Origin of the sequence: Allochromatium palmeri (assembly GCF_009720725.1) — a bacterium.
GTDB classification, from domain to species: domain Bacteria; phylum Pseudomonadota; class Gammaproteobacteria; order Chromatiales; family Chromatiaceae; genus Thermochromatium; species Thermochromatium palmeri.
This window is the reverse complement of record NZ_WNKT01000059.1, coordinates 1-17,599: the sequence shown is the minus strand read 5'-3', so window position 1 is coordinate 17,599 and position 17,599 is coordinate 1. Positions and strand designations below refer to the sequence as shown.

The following is a 17,599-nucleotide window of genomic DNA, read 5'->3' as shown; positions in this document are numbered from 1 at the left end:
CAGAGGACTTGTCTACTCCAACTGTATGTGAGCGAACGATTTTTGCCAGCTGGTAAGATACTTTGTCCAAAGTCCAATCGCTAAAAAGCGCCAAATAAAAATTCAGGCTACCGCCTGGACCGGCGCTTGATGGGCGATAGTATTGCGATACAGATCCAGCGAGTAGCTCACTCAGCCGATCCGCGCCGGTCGTCCCAACCATCCAGTGAGCAGCGCCAACCCAAGCAGCACACCAACCAGCATCGGCCCGAACGGCTGATCGAGTTCGAGCGCGGCGACGAAGGCCAGCAGATAGCCGATCACCCCGATCAGACTGCCCGCAATGAGCGTCCAGCGCCAGCTCGGTGCCAGCCGAAAGGCGATCCAGGCAGGAATCAGCACCAGCGCAAAAGCGCCCATCAGGCCCAGCGTCAGAGTCCCGATCGCCAATCCGCCCGCTGTCAGCAGATCCAACCCCAGATGCCAGCGCCAGGCCGGAAGCTGATTGGCCGTCTCGTAACGCGGAAAGAAGCGCGCGCGCAGGACGGGGCGCATGAGTCGCGGCAGAGTGCGGATGCAGAGCGCAAGCAGCAGCAGACCGGCGCCCAACTCGGCGATCCCGGCGAAATAGAGTTGCCCCTCGATCAGCGATCGGGCCAGTTGCTCGCCGAGCGCGGTATTGGCGCCGATCAGCAGCGTCGCCGACCAACCGGCCAGGATCATGAAGCCATAGGCGATATTGCCCCGCGCAGCGAGCCGCGTCTTGAGCGCTCCGCCGCCGAGTGCCCCCAAGGTCGCCCCGATCAGCACCGGCACACCGAACGCCTGACCAAGCAGTGCGCTGGCCGAGGCCAGATGCGCCAGCCCCAGAGCCGCCAGCCATTCGTCGCGCAGCATCGCCAGCGCGCCCAGCACCGGCAGCAGTCCAGCGAGCAGCAGCCCGGTCAGAAGCGGCAGATGAAACAGCGGATCGAGCAGCGCGTCGGTCACGATCGGCCCTCTGGCTGAGTCGTCCGGACCTCGACGATGGCCGCGTCACGCGCTTCGAGCAGGCGCGTGCAGACGCGCTCCAGAAAGTCATGATCGTGGCTGACGATCAGCATCCCGCGTCCGTCGCGTTCCTGGGCCAGAATCTCGACCAGGGCGGCGCGATTGGCCGGATCGAGATTGTTGGTCGGCTCGTCGAGCAAGACCAGATCCGCGCCGGTCGCCAGCGCCGACCAGATCCAGAGCCGTTGATATTGACCACCGCTCAGCCGGTCGATGCGCCGTTTCAGCAGCGGCGTGAGTGCGTTTGGCTGTGTCCTAAGCGCCTCCAGCGCCTCGGGTCTGGCACCGGCCACCCGCAGCAGCTCGCGTCCGGTCAGCGGCATGGCCGGGAGTCGCACCGGTTGCTGATCCAGATGCGCCAGCTGCACGCCGGGCTGGAGTTCGACCCGCCCCGAGAAGATCCGCGCCGAGCGGCCGATGGCTTTGAGCAGGGTCGATTTGCCCGTGCCGTTCGGCCCCCAGAGTCCGAGCACCTCGCCGCGTTGGAGCGTCAGCGACACCGGGCCGACCACGGGCCGCGTATAGCCGGCGACCAGGGCATCGAGCCGCAGCAACGGTCGAGAATCAGACGCGCTCACCGGATTCAGGGACGCGCCGCCGCGATGGCGTCAACCCAACGCTCGATATGATCCAGATAGCCGGTGCCGTCGGCGTCCAGCGGCGGCGCCAAGGGCAAGCGTTCCACACGCCAGCCGAGATCGCGCGCCAGCTTCGCGGGCGCCTGGGGCGGCTGATAGGGTGCATAGATCACCACGCCGGCGCGCCCTTTGAGCGTGTTCGTCAGTTCGAGCAGATCCTGTCCGCTCGGCGGCACGCCCGGAATCGACTCGATGGTTCCAAGCAAGGGCACATCGAAACGATCGAGCAGATAGACGGCATCGCGATGATAGAGCAGCACGCCCGGCGCCCCGGCCAACCGCGCGCGCCAGTCAGTGACACGGCGCTCGACCGCGTGTGCGAAGGCGTTGGCACCGCTTCGATAGGTCTCGGCACCCGCTGGATCGAGCCGCGCTAACCGCTCGGCCAGTGCGGCGGCGATGCGCGCCATGCGCACCGGGTCCAGATCGACATGCGGATTGCCAACCGTATGCACATCGCCGAGCGCACGGTCGGCCGCTCCGCCGACGTCGAGGAGTTCGACCTGGGCGGCGGCCTCGAAATAGCCCTCCTGGCCCGGCTGGATGGCCGGATTGGCCGCGCTGTTGATGGCCGCCGGCAGCCAGCCGACTTCCAGCTCGGCACCGATGGCTACCACCAGATCCGCGCCACGCAGCGCGCGCATCATGCTCGGCTTGGCCTGGAGCTGGTGCAGGTCACGTTCTGGGCCGGCGAGGATGGTCGGTTCCAGACGTTCGCCAGCGACAGCGCGCACCAGGGCTCCCATACTCGACGTGGTCGCGACCACGTCGAGCGGCGCGGCCAGCACGCTGCCCGTCAGGAGCAGGCCCACAAGAGCGATCAAAATTCGAAATGGCATCAGCGGATTCTCCTGTCTGTGCGGCTAGAACGCATGGGCGCCGTGGCTGCCCAGCCCCATCAAAAATTGTAAATAGAAGGCATCGAAGCGTTCGCGTTCGTTCTCGGCCACCAGGATGTTGTTGCGTGCATACTGGGCGCGCAGTTGCGAGAACTCCGACAGGTTCCAGGTCAGATTCAGCGTCCAGCGGTCCGAGGGACCATAGTCAAGGTGCGCATCTCCGCTGACCCTGTTGATCAGGCCGAGCACGTCATAGCGCAGCCCGGCCGTCCAGCGCGGCGCGATGCCATAGAGTGCCTGAGCATAGAGGCCGTCGGTGGTGAAGATGCGCCGTGAGCCGATCGCCTCGGGATGCGCGCTGGCGCGGATGTTCAGATCCCTGATCGAACGCAAATACTCGCTCTGGAACTTAAAATCGCCTTGACCATAAGGGCCAGCTCCATCGTATTTGTAGACCAGATCCAGCCCCCAGAGATCGGCGTCGCCCGTCAGGGCATTCTCATGGATCGCGTCCTCAAGGTCATGCGTGTGTGCTTGGATTTCCTGATGCTGGGTGTTGCGCGCATAGGACACGCCGAGTTGCAGCGCTTGATCCAGTCCCAAGTCCGGCGCGAACTTGGCAAAGAGCGTCCAGAGTCGCGGGCCGTCCTCGGTCGTGTCCAGTCCCAGCCGCTCCTGATCTTCGCCATCGAGTGTCGTGCCAAAGACCTCTTGATCGCCCTGGAGCGCCTCGACCCCGAGCAGGGTATAGACGGGCAGATCCGGCAGCCAGGTGAGCTGCACGCCTGTGTCTTGAATGCCGTGCTCGCCGAGCAGGTTCAGATAGGGCAGATTCTGGTCGGCGAAGTCCCAGGCATGCGGATGCTGTCTGTTGGCATAGCCGAAGTCGCTCAGGAATTTACCGGCCTTGACGCGCAGTCCGCTCGGCAGTCCGCGCGTCTGGAACCAGGCTTCTTCCAGATGCACGGTGCCATCACCGAGGATGGCGAGATAGGTGACGGCGTCGAAATAGGGGTCGACTGTGGCGCTGAAGGACAGCTCGGCCTCGGTGAAGTTGAAGCCGTTGTTCAGTCCGCCATGCGCATGGCCGTCATCGTCGTCCGCGTGATCGTGGTCATGGACTACGCCTGGAGGCTTCAGGGCCTGACCGACCAGGGCGGCGCCCGTGCCATTGACGCCATCCTGGTAATAGTTACCGTTGAGGATCACCGAGATCTGCGGATTGAAGGCACTGCCTGAGCTGAGTGCCCCCAGAATATCGGTGGCTCGCGCCGCTCCGGACGTCGGTGCGATTGTCGCGGTTCCGGTGTTGGCGGCCACGGTCGGGGCGCTCATCGGCTGGGAGCGGGCTGTGTCGGGTGCGCGGGGCGCGTGTCCAGGCGCCGATGTCTGCGTATGGTGGTCGGCCGACTGGCGCTCGGCCTGGGCGAGTCGGTCTTCGAGATCCTGGATACGGCGCTCGTACTGGCTGCGCATCTGTTCGAGCATGGATCTGAGTTCGGCGAGTTCGGCCTCGTTGGAGGCCTGAACAGCGGCGGCTGGCGCAGTCAGGGCCGTGGCCAGACCAGCGGCCAGGATCGATGGGCGCATGAATGGAACTCCTGCCTGGATGGGTGTCGATCGAAATGGACGGGCGCGAATGTTATGAAATAACATTTTTAGAAACAACCCGATTCTCGGCAACGCCCGAGTGATTCCGTCGCTCCTGGAGGTCGGCGCCGTCTTGATCGAGCGTGCGCCGCAGATCGTATGAGCCGATAGACTGTCCAACGCGCTCTGAGCCGCCAACACCACCACGAATCGAGAGATCCATGCGAACACCTCTGCCAATCCGGCTGCTGGCCGTCCTGACACTGATCTTAATGACCCTATTGCTCGGCGCCTGTGGCGATAACCCAGGCTCGGCGGGGCCGCACGGCGATGGATCGGGCGCGACCCTGGCCGCGCGCGAAGGCTTTGAGGTACTGGACTGGGATGACCTGCTGCCGCCCGATTGGCAGCCCGAGGCGTTGCTGGAGGAACTCGAGGTCGAGAACATCCCCGACGATGACCCGCGTGCGGTCGCGATCATGGAGCAGATCATGGAACTCTGGAACGCCGCACCGACGGTGCCGCTGCTGGCCGGACGACGGATCAGTCTCACCGGCTTTCTGGTGCCGCTGGATTTCGAGAGCGACGTGCTCAGCGAATTTCTGCTGATTCCCTATTACGGCGGCTGTATCCATGTGCCGCCGCCGCCCGCTAACCAGACCATCCATGTCGTCATGCCCGAGGGCCAGAGCCATCGGGCCGGCGTCTTCGATGTCGTGCGCGTCAGCGGGACGCTGCGTATTGAGTCGTATCGTCACGAGATCGCCGTGGCCGCCTATCGGATCGATGCCGAGTATGTCGAGCATGAGCAGATGGATGGCTTGGAGTTTGGTCAACCCGTCGAATAATAATTCTTGTTTGATGATACGGCTACGGCGGCATCGATCGCGGTGTTGCAGGTCAACGTATTCCAGCAAAACGTTTACAAATATTCACATTTTTGCATTTTGTGTCTATGATTCAGAGCACAAAAAGTACCGGTTTCAATGACACATGGACGCGAATACCTATCGATGCGCTCGATTCAGTGAGCTATCGGCTCCTGCCAGAACTCTGTGGGCCAAAAGCGGCGATCCAGCCGGCCATGGACTGCTTGCGCACATGCTCGATGTGGCGGCCGTTGCAGAATCCATCCTTAATCGCGAGTCGCCACGAACACAGGTTTGGGCCGCCAGCATTTTTGGCCTGCCGACACAGCCAGTTCAACGTTGGCTTGCGGCGATCGCTGGACTCCATGACTTCGGCAAGGCGATCCCCGGTTTTCAGTTCAAATGGCCGGATGGGCAGCGGGTCGACGAACAGGCTGGATTGTCCTTCAAATCCGCCGCGCTCAATGTCCATCGTCACGATCTGGCCTCGGCCGCGCTGCTACGCCGTCAACTTCAAGCGCTGTCCTCGAGCGCGGACTGGATCGCACCCGTTGCGTCAGCACTTGGCGCCCATCACGGCTATATGCCGAACCTTCTGGAAATCCGCGATGGCCAGCCACGGAACGAAGGGCAGGAATGGGACAGGGCGCGTTCCGAGATCCTGCACGCCTACTGGACGGCTCTGGAGCCGGGCGACGGCCCCGCGCTCGACGACCTACCCCTGCCCGCCATTGCCTGGTTCGCCGGTCTGACCAGTGTCGCAGACTGGATCGGCTCCAATACCGATTGGTTTCCACTGGGCGAGCGCGCCGACTCACTGACCGAGCATTACACCCAGGCCCGAGCGCTGGCCGACAGCGCACTCGACGCCATCGGCTGGCCCGCCTACCAGCCCTTGCTCGCTGGCGAGGCGGATACCGATACACTAATCCGGCGCATCCTTGGACAACCCGAAGGCTCCGTGATGGCGCGGCCGTTGCAGTGTGCCGCCGACCGGCTGCTGGATCAGGCCGATAGTCCGGTGCTGATGATCGTCGAGGCACCCATGGGCGAGGGCAAAACCGAACTGGCGCTGCTCGCCCATCTCAGGCTGCAAGCCCGCCATGGACATCGGGGTCTCTATCTGGCTCTGCCGACCCAGGCGACCGGCAATGCCATGTTCGATCGTACCCTCGCGTTCCTGCGACAGGTCGCGCCCGGTGTGCAACTGGACATCCAGCTGGTGCATGGCGCAACCCGACTGGACGAGCGCATCCAGCGACTGCGCGGAGTCGATGCCTCGCCTGCCGAGTCCATCGCCTGTTCGGCTTGGTTCTCCCAGCGCAAGCGTCCGTTGCTCTCGCCCTATGGCGTCGGGACCGTCGATCAGGCGCTGTTCGCCACACTCAACGTCAAGCATCACTTCGTGCGTCTCTGGGGCTTGGCCAACCGGGTCGTGGTGCTCGATGAGATCCATGCCTACGACACCTACACCAGCGGCCTGATCGAAGCCCTGTTGCGCTGGCTCAAACCGCTGGGCTGCTCGGTCATCCTGATGAGCGCCACCCTGCCGGCCCAGCGTCGTGCCGCGTTACTCGATGCCTGGGGCGCGCGAGATCGGCCGGAGACGCCCTATCCGCGTCTCCTGATGGCTCGGGATGGTGAGACGCTGGCCGAACACGTCGCCTGTCGCCGTCTGGAGCCGATCCGGGTGTCTGGAATCGCCGAGGATCTGGAGACTCTGGCGACGGCGGCACTCGACGCTCTGGCCGGTGGCGGCTGTGGTCTGGTGCTCGTCAACACCGTGCAACGGGCTCAGGATCTCTATCGAGCACTGTGCGAGCGGGTGGAGGATCCGAGCGAGATCCTGCTGTTCCATGCCCGATTCCCCGCCGACGAGCGCGCCGTGCGTGAGCGTGAGGTTTTGGCGCGTTTCGGTCCGGTCGCGAGCGCACGGCGTCCGGCGCGCTGTCTGCTGATTGCGACGCAGGTCGCGGAACAGAGCCTGGATCTGGATTTCGATTTCATGCTGTCGGATCTGGCGCCCGTCGATCTTCTGCTGCAACGTGCGGGTCGGCTGCACAGGCACGAGCGCGCGCGTCCTGCGGCCCATGCCGAACCACATCTACGCATCGCTGGCCTGCTGAACGAACGCCCGCCCGAACTCACAGACACCGCCTGGGGTTTCGTCTATGACCCCTATGTCCTCTATTGCACCTGGGGTGTGCTCTTGCGCGAACCGGTGTGGCGGTTGCCCGAGGATATCGACCGACTGGTGCAGGCCGTCTATTCGGGCGATCCCTTCGAGGAATGCGACCGGCCGGACTTTCTGGCGACCCTGGACAAGGCGTTGGGCGAGCACTACGCCAAAACGCAGACCCAGCGACAGCAAGCGTTCAATGTCGCCATCGATGCCGAAGACGAGCCGCAGAATGCCTACAACCAGAAGCCACGCGCGAACGAAGACCGGGAGGGTGGCGGCATTCCGGTCGTGACACGCCTCGGCGAAGAGAGTCTGACCGTCGTACCTGTCTTCGTCAGCGAAGACGGTTGGCGACTGACCGACAGCGATGCCCCGTTCGACCCCACCGAGATCCCTGACGATGCCTTGGCGCGCCGTCTCTTCGCGCGCCAGGTGCGTCTGTCACGCAAGGGCGTTCTGCATGACCTGCTGGCCCTGCCGCTACCGCGCGGATTCGAGGAACATCCGTTGCTCCGACATCTTCGCCCCCTGCCATTGATCAATGGCCGCGCCGAACTCGGCGGATTGACGGTGCGCCTCGATCCCGAGCTTGGCATCGTCTATGAGTCCTCATCTCCCAGCCAGGAGGCATCATGACCCGAACCACCGCACCGGCTTTCAACCTGCTGGATGAACCCTGGATTCCGATCCGGCGGCTGAACGGTGAATGCTGTGATGTCAGTCTGACCGAGGCACTCATGGGTGCCGACACCATCGCCACTCTGACCGAACCCGCGCCGACGAGCCTGATCGCCTTGCATCGCCTGTTGCTTGCCGTGCTGCATCGGGCGCTGAGTTCGCATCACGGTCACTGGAAGGACGCCGACCGCGCCCGCTGGTATCGGGAGGGACTACCCGAGGATGCGATCCGCGCCTACCTGGATCAGTGGCGCGAACGATTCTGGCTGTTCCACCCGGAAGAACCCTTCATGCAGGTGGCCGGACTGGCCGACTGGGAGGAAACCTCCAGCGCCTGTTTCTCGGTCTCATCCATTACGATCAACCTGCTCTACGGCAGCAGTCTGTTCGAGCACGAGATCTACGACGCACCCGCGTTGGATGCCGCCCTGGCATTACGCCGATTGCTCGGTTATCTCCAGTTCACGCCGGGCGGTTTTTTCCCAGGCAAGAAACTGAAAAGCTCGGAGCGGGCCGGACCCGTCGTCAACAGTGCCGCGATTCTGCCGCTCGGCGACACATTGGCTCATACGCTCTTGCTTGGTCTGCATCCCACACATCAGCGACAACCCGAGGATCTGCCCGCCTGGGAACGTCAACCGCCATCGATCGGCGCACTGCGGGCCAATGCGCAACTGGCCACGGGGCCGAACGATCGTTACACCCGTCAGACCCGCGCCATCCTGTTCGTGCCCGAGGAAACGGCTGATGGCATTCAGATTCGACAGGTGTTCGTGGCCGCCGGCCTGTCTCTGGAAGACGACGAGAAGGCGCCCGACCCCATGGTCAGTTCGCGCCAGACCAAGGACGGTAAGGTGGTGCGCGTCTCGTTCCAGGAAGGACGCGCCTTCTGGCGCGAGCTGCCGACACTGGTACCGGATGCGAGCGGCAAGTTCAGCCATCCGGCGGCCATTCTGTTGTGGGCAACCCATCTTTACGAGCGACTGGGGCGTTTCGACATCCCCGTGCCTGTCCTCGTTGCTGGACTTGCCAGCGATCAAGCCAAACTGCTGCGGTGGCGGATCGATCGTTTCGACCTTCCACTGCCACTCATCAACAACCCCGAGGCAGCGGCTGAATTTCGCGACCAGATCCGCTACGCCGAGGACGTCTATTTCCGGCTGCGTATGATCAGTGCCGAGATGATCGCCGAAACCATGCCGGACCCCGCTCACAAGGACACCCGAGCGCGTGCCAAATCAATTCTGGATAAAGGCCCTACTGCCCCCGTCTTTTTCTCAGCCGCCGAGCGAGCGCTGGCGGCATTGATGCAGCGCATCGCGGCCGGTGACGTTGAGGGTGCGCATCAGCATTGGCGGCAACAGTTGAAACTTGCCGTCCAGCGCGCCTGGAGTGCCACTGGCCAAGCGTTTGGCGACTCACCGCGCGTCATGCGCGCCATTGCCCGTGCCGATCCAAGCGTGCGCCGTCTGATCCGGTCACTCGAACAACCCGCCATGACGTCAGAGGAAACCAGCCCATGAGCGAGCACGCTCAAGCCTTCATCAGGTACCTGTCCGAGTTGGAGCAGCATGATCGCGGTGCTCTGGCCCATTTGCGTCGAGGTTTGGGCTTTGCGCCAGGCAGCTTTCCGCGCGCCTATCCTTATGTCGAGCGCTTCGTGGCTCGCGACAGCCATGCCGATGATCCAAGGCGCAAGGCGCTCTATCTCACGGCCGGGCTCTTTGCGTTGCACCCACGACATCAGGACAGTGAAAGTCTGGCTACGGCCTTCGGTCATGTCGCGCGCCATCGGGATCAAGCGGAACGCGATCCGTCGAAACACACAGTCGGCAGTGTCGAACAGCGCTTCATCGGCCTCCTTGGAGCCGAACCCGAAAGCCTGCCCAGCCTGCTGCGCCAAGCCGTGTCGCTGCTCGCGGCGGATGATCGTCCCTGTGATTATGTCCGTCTGCTCGACGATCTGAGCCTCTGGCTCAAGCCATTTGCGGTCGATGGCCGAAACCGGATATGTCAGCGCTGGGCGCGTGACTTCTATCGCGCCTATGCCCCAGATTCGGACGCCACGTATCAAGAACCATCCGCCCCGAACGCCACCCCATCCGCTGACTGACAAGGAGCGCACCATGAGCCTCTTCATCGAGTTCCATCTGATCCAGAATTTTGCTCCCTCCAATCTCAATCGAGACGACACGGGAGCACCGAAGGATGCCATCTTCGGCGGGCAGCGCCGTGCGCGTGTCAGCAGCCAGTGCTTCAAGCGCGCGATTCGGCTCAAGTCCGCTGAACTGGGCACGATCCCGAGCGAGTTCGGTTCGGTTCGCACCTTGAAACTCAAGACCTTGTTGCAACAGCGCTTGACCGAACTCGGACATCCAGAGGCCGGCACTCAAATCGAAACCGCTTTGGCGGCCGCTGGGCTGAAGGTCAAGGACGATGGCAAGACCGAATATCTGTTGTTTCTAGGTCAGGGCGAGATCGAAGGCTTTGCCGAGCTGATCCATACCCATTGGGACGCCCTGAGCGCGCCTGTGAGCGAGGAAGGCGGCAAGAAAACCAAGAAGCAGGCCAAGGCCAGCGCACCGCCAGAGATCGTCAAGGCTGCCAAGTCGATCCTGGATGGTCAGAAAGCAGTGGATGTGGCGCTGTTCGGACGGATGCTGGCCGACCTGCCCGCCGTCAACCAGCACGCTGCCTGCCAGGTGGCCCACGCCATCAGTACCCATCGGGTCGAGCGCGAGTTCGACTATTTCACTGCCGTGGACGACGAGGGCGGCATCGATGAGACCGGCGCCGGCATGATCGGACAGGTCGAGTTCAATTCAGCCACCTTCTACCGCTATGCCGTCATCGATCCGCGCAAGCTGGTGGACAACCTCAAGGGCGATCATGAGCTGGCCCTGAAGGGCATCGCCGCTTTCACGGAGGCCATGGCGCGCGCCATCCCGACCGGGAAGCAAAACACCTTTGCGGCCCACAATCCGCCAAGCTTCATCGGCGTTGTGTTCCGCCACGCCAGCCCCTTCAATCTGGCCAATGCCTTCGAGAAACCTGTCTGGCCCCGATTGGATCGCGAACTGACCAGCCTGTCGGTCGAGAAGCTCGCGGAACAGGAGACCGCCATCGCGGGCGCCTTCGGCGATGGTCAGGACACTTGGGGCTATCTGGATCTCACCAGCGCCTGGCCTGAGTCCAAGGGCATGCCACATCGAACGCTGCAATCACTGACGGATTGGGTCGTCGAGACTGCCCGTGAACGGCTGGGGGTCTGATCATGCCAACGCTGCTCCTGCGGCTGGCGGGTCCGATGCAGTCATGGGGCACCACCAGCCGTTTCGATGAACGCGACAGCCAACTGGAGCCGTCCAAATCCGGGGTGCTGGGCTTGGTGTGTGCCGCGCTGGGCCGTGATCGCGCCGCGCCATTGGACGATCTGGCGCGGTTACGTATGGGCGTGCGCGTGGATCGTGAAGGTCTGCTGATGCGCGATTATCAGACCGCTACCGGCGTTGTCACGGCTGCCGGCAAGGTCGATCCAAAACGAACGGTGATCAGCCCGCGTTACTACTTGGCCGATGCCGCCTTTCTGGTCGGCCTCGAAGGTGAGGATCGAAGCCTGCTCGACGCCATGGATTCCGCGCTGCGTGATCCGGTCTGGCCGCTGGCGCTTGGTCGCAAAGCCTTTCCGCCCGCCGCTCCGGTCTGGTTCGAAAGCGGACCAATCGAGTTGGGACTGCGTGATGCCTTGATCGGTGCCCTGCGTATCGCCTCCCCACGACATGAAGATCGCGCGGCGCCTTTGCGCCTGCTACTGGAACACGCGACAAAAGGGGCGATGCGCTTCGATCAACCGCTCGCGCCCTTTGCCGAGCGCCGTTTCGGCCCGCGCCATATCGCGACGGAGGTCATCGATGTACCTGTCTAGGCTGACCCTCGACCCACGCCACCCGCGAGTCAGGCGCGATCTGGGTAATCTCTATGAGCTGCATCGCACCCTGGCGCGCGCCCATGCACCCGATGCGCAATCGCCACCGCATCGGTTTCTGTGGCGACTGGAAACGAGTCAGTCGACGGCTGGAAGCGTGGTGCTGCTCGTTCAATCCGCCGTCGGCTCCGACTGGGCATCGCTGGCCGAGCAAACCGGCTATGCCGTGGAGATCTTGGGCAACAAAGCGGTCGATCTGGAACGCTTGATTCAGTCTGGCGCTCGCTATCGCTTCCGACTCCTGGCCAATACAACTGTCACCCGCAACGGTAAACGCTGGGGATTGGTCAGAGAAGAGGACCAGCTTGCATGGCTGGATCGACAGGGTCGCCGGCATGGCTTCAGCGTCCTGGCCTGTGTGCGAGCCGCCTCGGAACGTCTCCAGGCACGCCATGCAAGCACCGGGAAGCCCATCACGCTGCAATCGGCTCTGTTCGAGGGCCGACTGGAAGCGACCGATCCAGACCGCTTGCGTCAGGCGATCCTGAACGGACTCGGGCACGGAAAAGCCTGGGGATGCGGGTTGCTGTCCGTGGCGAAAGCACCATGAAAGTCGCCGAGATCCTGGAGCGACTGAAGCATGATGGCTGGTATCTGGTCGCAACCAGAGGCAGCCATCGCCAATTCAAGCACGACACCAAGCCGGGGCGGGTCACGGTACCGGGCAAACCAAGCGACGACTTGGCTCCAGGCACGGTGAGCAGCATTTACAAACAAGCCGGTTGGAAATGAGGATTGACAATGCGTTACGCCATCGTGATCGAACGAGCAGAGCATAACTACTCGGCTTATGTCCCCGATCTGCCAGGGTGCGTCGCCACCGGGCGCACCCTGGAGGAGACCGAGCGGGAGATTCGGGAAGCGATCGAGTTTCATCTGGAAGGTCTGCGAGAAGATGGCTTGCCGGTGCCAACGCCGACTAGTCAGGTCGAGTACATCGAGATCGCGGCCTGATCCCTTCCTCCGTCGAGCCACTCCATAACGCGATATGTGCCGACACGATCGAGTGCCATGCTTCCACCACTCAAGCCCATCGCCATGAAGGAACGCATTTCGATGATCTTCATCGAGTACGGAGAAATCGACGTGCTCGACGGGGCCTTCGTCGTGATCGACAAGACCGGCGTGCGCACCCACATCCCGATTGGCAGTATCGCCTGCATCATGCTGGAGCCGGGAACGCGGGTCTCGCACCGGGCGGCAGCGCTCGCGGCGCGAGTCGGCACCCTGCTGGTTTGGGTCGGTGAGGCGGGCGTGCGGCTCTATGCGTCCGGGCAGCCGGATGGAGCGCGGTCTGATCGGCTGTTGTATCAGGCCAAACTGGCCCTCGACGATCAGGCCCGGCTCAAAGTCGTGCGGAAAATGTATGAAATGAGATTTGGGGAGAAACCGCCCGAGCGGCGCAGTGTCGAGCAGTTGCGCGGGATCGAAGGGGCGCGCGTCAAGAAGACTTACGAGAACCTCGCCAAGCGGTATGGCGTCCAGTGGCGCGGTCGGCGCTATGACCCCAGCGAATGGGACAGCAGTGATGTGCCCAATACCTGTCTGTCGGCGGCTACGGCTTGTCTTTACGGCATTACCGAGGCGGCGATTCTAGCGGCCGGCTATGCCCCGGCGGTTGGGTTCATCCACACAGGCAAGCCGCAATCGTTTGTCTACGACATCGCGGATATCGTCAAATTCGAGACTGTGGTGCCGGTGGCATTCCAGATCGCGTCTAAGAATCCACCGCAGTCGCAAGCCGAGCGTCTGGTTCGGCTGGCCTGTCGCGATGTGTTTCGGGAGAGCAAGCTCTTGGGCAAAATCATTCCAATGATCGAGGAAGTTTTGTCCGCTGGTGAGGTTGAACCGCCCAAGCCGGCACCGGAGGCGGTTGCGCCGGCCATCGACGATGGGAAGCCTTTGGGCGATGCTGGTCATCGTCACTGAAAATGTCCCGCCGCGTCTGCGCGGACGGCTGGCGGTCTGGCTGCTGGAGATCCGCGCTGGTGTCTATATCGGCAGTCCGTCGAAGCGGCTACGCGAGTTCATCTGGAATCAGGTGCTGGAGGGTGTTGAGGATGGCAATGCAGTTATGGCTTGGAACACCAACACGGAGTCGGGCTACGATTTTCTCACCGTCGGTAAGAACCGGCGCGTCCCAGTCGATTTCGATGGTTTGCGATTGGTCAGTTTCAAGCCTCTCGATGAGCCGGATAAAGCTCTTTGACAATCAAAATTGCGCCCCTTTGAAAGAGGGTGTTTTGTTGGTAGACTTTTCAGCGTCTGATTTCTTTTTTTAAATCAGGCAAGTATGGGAAGTCCGTTCCCCGCGCTCGCGGGGATGAACCGATCGCTTGCTCGTTGCGCCCTTCGGCCACGATCCGTTCCCCGCGCTCGCGGGGATGAACCGCGCCGGATAGCTGTTGCTCCAAACGCAAGAGCCCGTTCCCCGCGCTCGCGGGGATGAACCGCAGATAGTCCTGGAATTCTGCGTTCGCGCGGGTCCGTTCCCCGCGCTCGCGGGGATGAACCGCGCGGCCAGTTGTTGGTTGGTGTCGGTCATTCCCGTTCCCCGCGCTCGCGGGGATGAACCGCTCGCCGACAAGACGCGCGCGCTCGATATGCTCCGTTCCCCGCGCTCGCGGGGATGAACCGCGCGGCCAGTTGTTGGTTGGTGTCGGTCATTCCCGTTCCCCGCGCTCGCGGGGATGAACCGCTCGCCGACAAGACGCGCGCGCTCGATATGCTCCGTTCCCCGCGCTCGCGGGGATGAACCGCGCGGCCAGTTGTTGGTTGGTGTCGGTCATTCCCGTTCCCCGCGCTCGCGGGGATGAACCGCGAACGGCCCGCTCTACGGTCGGACCCCCGGCCCGTTCCCCGCGCTCGCGGGGATGAACCGTCGAACCGCCGTGGAGGATTCGAGATGGGAAACCGTTCCCCGCGCTCGCGGGGATGAACCGTCGTGCAGTGTGTTGGCGCAGGCACTTCGGCGCCGTTCCCCGCGCTCGCGGGGATGAACCGCGGTTCCTGGCTTGGGGTCGGCCGGTCCGATGCCGTTCCCCGCGCTCGCGGGGATGAACCGATTGGAGAACCGGAAGCCCAGGGCCAGGGTCGCCGTTCCCCGCGCTCGCGGGGATGAACCGAATCACCAGAGGTTGAACTAGTGGAACTGGTCCCGTTCCCCGCGCTCGCGGGGATGAACCGTTCGAGCGCAGTTGCTTCGCCCTGGAGACCGCCCGTTCCCCGCGCTCGCGGGGATGAACCGCCGAGCATCGACAACGATGGCATCCAGAGAGACCGTTCCCCGCGCTCGCGGGGATGAACCGCCGGCGAGTGCGAAACCCCGGCAGTCGGGGCGCCGTTCCCCGCGCTCGCGGGGATGAACCGTCTCACAGCGCATACATCCGCGCCGCCCGCGCCCGTTCCCCGCGCTCGCGGGGATGAACCGATGCCGACATCGGCACTACCGTCTGCTCCCAGCCGTTCCCCGCGCTCGCGGGGATGAACCGTGACGACGCTGAAATGGGAGCAGGAACGCCAGCCGTTCCCCGCGCTCGCGGGGATGAACCGCTCTATCAGGCCCGCACCGGCGGGTTCTCCAGCCGTTCCCCGCGCTCGCGGGGATGAACCGCTGAGCGTCCATGGCGCGTCAATTTCTACGGCCCGTTCCCCGCGCTCGCGGGGATGAACCGTCTGGGAGATCGGCCTGTTTCTTGAGGATGGCCCGTTCCCCGCGCTCGCGGGGATGAACCGCTTTATTGCTCCGGTCAGCGCCAATTATAAAACCGTTCCCCGCGCTCGCGGGGATGAACCCGTGGAGGCGGCGATGTCGCCAGCTTGGGCGGCCCGTTCCCCGCGCTCGCGGGGATGAACCCGACTCCCTGAGATGCGCGTGGGCGTGGGCCTCCCGTTCCCCGCGCTCGCGGGGATGAACCGTCTGGGCCGCTGGGATCTCACACCTACATCATCCGTTCCCCGCGCTCGCGGGGATGAACCGCCGCTTGCAGATTTCTAGGCGGTTGTGCCCATCCGTTCCCCGCGCTCGCGGGGATGAACCGGCGACAGGAGTCCGGTAGCCACAGCGATCTCTCCGTTCCCCGCGCTCGCGGGGATGAACCGATCGTCTCGATCGAATCGCTTGCGGCTGCCGACCGTTCCCCGCGCTCGCGGGGATGAACCGACTGCCCGGATCGCTAAAACCTCCCGAGACCACCGTTCCCCGCGCTCGCGGGGATGAACCGGTGGTGGGTCAACGCGACCTGAACGGTGGCGTCCGTTCCCCGCGCTCGCGGGGATGAACCGCAGCGTCGACTGCTGTTCGTTGAGGATGGCGACCGTTCCCCGCGCTCGCGGGGATGAACCGGGCGCGCGCATCGTGTGGCCTGAAGACTACATCCGTTCCCCGCGCTCGCGGGGATGAACCGAATGTCGCGCTGGTGAGCCAGGCCGACGGTTGCGCAGCACCTTGGTCTTCCAGTCGTAGGCGTCCTGGGCGTGTTGGTTCTGGCAAAGCGAAAGGGACTTGTGACTACGATCCAGCCGATACTTTTATGCTAACGCTGACTAACAAGCGCCAACACATGCACACTCATTTCTGAGTGAGGGTGTATCTACCAAAGCACGCAGGAAGATCCCGCGTGCGCCATTGATGTCGCGGTCGACAGTCACGCCGCCGCTGGTGATCGTTTTCGCGCCGCCAATCGGCTGGATCTCGCCGGTCCAACTGGCCGTTTTGGAGGTGTAGGCTTCGTTGACGCGCAACACGACCTTGCCGATCCGCTTGGCCGCCGCCTCCAGGCGTTGACCGAAACGGAAGAAGGCATAGCCGAGCAGGGATCGCACCGACTTGGCGCGAATCCGGCGCTTGGAGCGCCGCGCCATCTCCTGAGTCTCGAAGGTCGGCAGTAGGATCAGGTCGAAGCGATCGAGCAGGAAGCGGATGGCCTGAAAGTGCAGTTCGTCGACCAGATCGCGGATCGTCCAGCGCAGTCGGTTCGCCGCCGTTTTGAGCCGGGCTTTCTGCCGACATCGGGCCTTGGCGATCCTGGAGAGCAGTCGATCGAGGTGATGACACAGCCGAGCGATGCGCGCGAAATCGCCGTCGCCGAGCTTGAACGCCTGATCCTCGGCAAAACCGGTCAGGAAGGTCCGGAGGCCCGGATCGAGCGCCACCACCCGACCTTGATTCTCGGTCGGGATGCAAGACGCTCGGCGTGCAGATCTGAAACACGTTCAGTTCGCAAGCCGCGTCGTATCGGCTGGATCAGTCGCTGGATTTCGAGAGCGACGTGCTCAGCGAATTTCTGCTGATTCCCTATTACGGCGGCTGTATCCATGTGCCGCCGCCCGCTAACCAGACCATCCATGTCGTCATGCCCGAGGGCCAGAGCCATCGGGCCGGCGTCTTCGATGTCGTGCGCGTCAGCGGGACGCTGCGTATTGAGTCATATCGTCATGAGATCGCCGTGGCCGCCTACCGGATCGATGCCGAGTATGTCGAGCATGAGCAAATGGACGGCTTGGAGCTTGGTCAATCCGTCGAGTGAAGGATCGACCAGGTCTGTTCAGCCCACACCATCGAGCATCGCCTCATTCAGCCGCGCACCCCGCAGACCAATGGAATGATCGAGTGCTTCAAAGAAGGTGTCTATAATCTCCGGGGAGTTCACAGTTACTGGGAAACGGTATTGGTCCTGCTAATTGGACTTTGGACAAAAACACGCTCCTTCCCAGTGCCCAGTAGGCCTTCTTGAAACTTTTCGTGGTATGCATCCGATCAAGCCGTCGCGGTGAGCCTCGGTTGGCGC

General features: G+C 63.2%; 18 protein-coding genes, 1 pseudogene and 1 CRISPR repeat array. Of the genes and pseudogenes, 13 read left to right on the top strand and 6 right to left on the bottom strand.

Features of this window, described 5'->3' with window-relative positions; all coding sequences use genetic code 11:
* Window positions 1-171: 171 nt before the first annotated feature.
* Genes GJ668_RS17990 through GJ668_RS17970 form a run of 5 tightly spaced genes read right to left on the bottom strand, consistent with a single transcriptional unit; the run spans window position 172 to window position 4,319 of the window.
* Entirely contained in the window at window positions 172-969 is a 798-nt protein-coding gene (locus GJ668_RS17990) for a metal ABC transporter permease (RefSeq protein ID WP_186343189.1), read from the bottom strand.
* Window positions 966-1,583, bottom strand: a complete 618-nt coding sequence (locus tag GJ668_RS17985; RefSeq protein WP_246194974.1) for an ATP-binding cassette domain-containing protein — start codon at window positions 1,581-1,583, stop codon at window positions 966-968. The genes GJ668_RS17990 and GJ668_RS17985 overlap by 4 nt, the downstream gene beginning before the upstream one ends.
* A 29-nt stretch (window positions 1,584-1,612) precedes the next feature.
* Entirely contained in the window at window positions 1,613-2,506 is an 894-nt protein-coding gene (locus GJ668_RS17980) for a metal ABC transporter substrate-binding protein (protein WP_155451494.1), read from the bottom strand.
* Window positions 2,507-2,530: 24 nt separating this feature from the next.
* Complete coding sequence (locus GJ668_RS17975; protein ID WP_155451493.1) at window positions 2,531-4,096, bottom strand: TonB-dependent receptor; 1,566 nt, start codon at window positions 4,094-4,096, stop codon at window positions 2,531-2,533.
* Window positions 4,097-4,148: 52 nt separating this feature from the next.
* Window positions 4,149-4,319 (bottom strand): hypothetical protein, encoded by a 171-nt coding sequence (locus GJ668_RS17970; protein WP_155451492.1) that lies wholly within the window; start codon window positions 4,317-4,319, stop codon window positions 4,149-4,151.
* Here GJ668_RS17970 and GJ668_RS17965 point away from each other — a divergent pair.
* From GJ668_RS17965 to GJ668_RS21345, 12 genes and pseudogenes are all read left to right on the top strand, one after another.
* Window positions 4,318-4,944, top strand: a complete 627-nt coding sequence (locus tag GJ668_RS17965) for a DUF3299 domain-containing protein (RefSeq protein WP_155451491.1) — start codon at window positions 4,318-4,320, stop codon at window positions 4,942-4,944. The two genes, GJ668_RS17970 and GJ668_RS17965, sit on opposite strands and share 2 nt — an antisense overlap.
* Before the next feature lie 145 nt (window positions 4,945-5,089).
* Entirely contained in the window at window positions 5,090-7,783 is a 2,694-nt protein-coding gene (cas3, locus tag GJ668_RS17960; RefSeq protein WP_155451490.1) for a CRISPR-associated helicase Cas3', read from the top strand.
* On the top strand, window positions 7,780-9,348 hold the full coding sequence (gene casA / locus GJ668_RS17955) for a type I-E CRISPR-associated protein Cse1/CasA (protein ID WP_155451489.1): 1,569 nt from the start codon (window positions 7,780-7,782) through the stop codon (window positions 9,346-9,348). The genes cas3 and casA overlap by 4 nt, the downstream gene beginning before the upstream one ends.
* Window positions 9,345-9,938, top strand: coding sequence for a type I-E CRISPR-associated protein Cse2/CasB (gene casB / locus GJ668_RS17950; RefSeq protein ID WP_155451488.1), 594 nt, complete (start codon window positions 9,345-9,347; stop codon window positions 9,936-9,938). The genes casA and casB overlap by 4 nt, the downstream gene beginning before the upstream one ends.
* 13 nt (window positions 9,939-9,951) lie before the next feature.
* Window positions 9,952-11,097: a type I-E CRISPR-associated protein Cas7/Cse4/CasC gene (cas7e, locus tag GJ668_RS17945; RefSeq protein ID WP_155451487.1), complete on the top strand. Its 1,146-nt coding sequence runs from the start codon at window positions 9,952-9,954 to the stop codon at window positions 11,095-11,097.
* A 2-nt stretch (window positions 11,098-11,099) separates the two neighbouring features.
* Window positions 11,100-11,750 carry a type I-E CRISPR-associated protein Cas5/CasD gene (cas5e, locus tag GJ668_RS17940; protein WP_155451486.1) on the top strand — a complete coding sequence of 217 codons (651 nt, stop codon included), beginning with the start codon at window positions 11,100-11,102 and terminating at the stop codon, window positions 11,748-11,750.
* Window positions 11,737-12,360, top strand: coding sequence for a type I-E CRISPR-associated protein Cas6/Cse3/CasE (gene cas6e, locus GJ668_RS17935; protein WP_155451485.1), 624 nt, complete (start codon window positions 11,737-11,739; stop codon window positions 12,358-12,360). Before cas5e ends, cas6e begins: the two co-directional genes overlap by 14 nt.
* Window positions 12,357-12,542 (top strand): type II toxin-antitoxin system HicA family toxin, encoded by a 186-nt coding sequence (locus GJ668_RS17930; protein WP_155451484.1) that lies wholly within the window; start codon window positions 12,357-12,359, stop codon window positions 12,540-12,542. Before cas6e ends, GJ668_RS17930 begins: the two co-directional genes overlap by 4 nt.
* A gap of 9 nt (window positions 12,543-12,551) precedes the next feature.
* The gene (locus tag GJ668_RS17925) at window positions 12,552-12,764 is read left to right on the top strand and encodes a type II toxin-antitoxin system HicB family antitoxin (RefSeq protein ID WP_155451483.1); all 213 of its coding nucleotides are present in this window, start codon (window positions 12,552-12,554) and stop codon (window positions 12,762-12,764) included.
* A 57-nt stretch (window positions 12,765-12,821) separates the two neighbouring features.
* Window positions 12,822-13,739, top strand: coding sequence for a type I-E CRISPR-associated endonuclease Cas1e (gene cas1e, locus GJ668_RS17920; RefSeq protein ID WP_155451482.1), 918 nt, complete (start codon window positions 12,822-12,824; stop codon window positions 13,737-13,739).
* Complete coding sequence (gene cas2e, locus GJ668_RS17915) at window positions 13,720-14,019, top strand: type I-E CRISPR-associated endoribonuclease Cas2e (protein ID WP_155451481.1); 300 nt, start codon at window positions 13,720-13,722, stop codon at window positions 14,017-14,019. Before cas1e ends, cas2e begins: the two co-directional genes overlap by 20 nt.
* Window positions 14,020-14,112: 93 nt before the next feature.
* A CRISPR array of direct repeats spans window positions 14,113-16,216; the repeat unit is 29 nt; unit sequence CCGTTCCCCGCGCTCGCGGGGATGAACCG.
* Between the two features lie 37 nt (window positions 16,217-16,253).
* Window positions 16,254-16,349: pseudogene (locus GJ668_RS21345) on the top strand (hypothetical protein); the annotation flags it as partial.
* A 6-nt stretch (window positions 16,350-16,355) separates the two neighbouring features.
* Here the strand turns inward: GJ668_RS21345 and GJ668_RS21135 are convergent.
* Complete coding sequence (locus tag GJ668_RS21135; protein WP_186343187.1) at window positions 16,356-16,967, bottom strand: zinc ribbon domain-containing protein; 612 nt, start codon at window positions 16,965-16,967, stop codon at window positions 16,356-16,358.
* Between the two features lie 83 nt (window positions 16,968-17,050).
* On the opposite strand from GJ668_RS21135, the gene GJ668_RS21010 reads away from it, so the two are divergent.
* Window positions 17,051-17,338: a DUF3299 domain-containing protein gene (locus GJ668_RS21010; protein ID WP_155451479.1), complete on the top strand. Its 288-nt coding sequence runs from the start codon at window positions 17,051-17,053 to the stop codon at window positions 17,336-17,338.
* The last annotated feature ends 261 nt before the right edge of the window (window positions 17,339-17,599 follow it).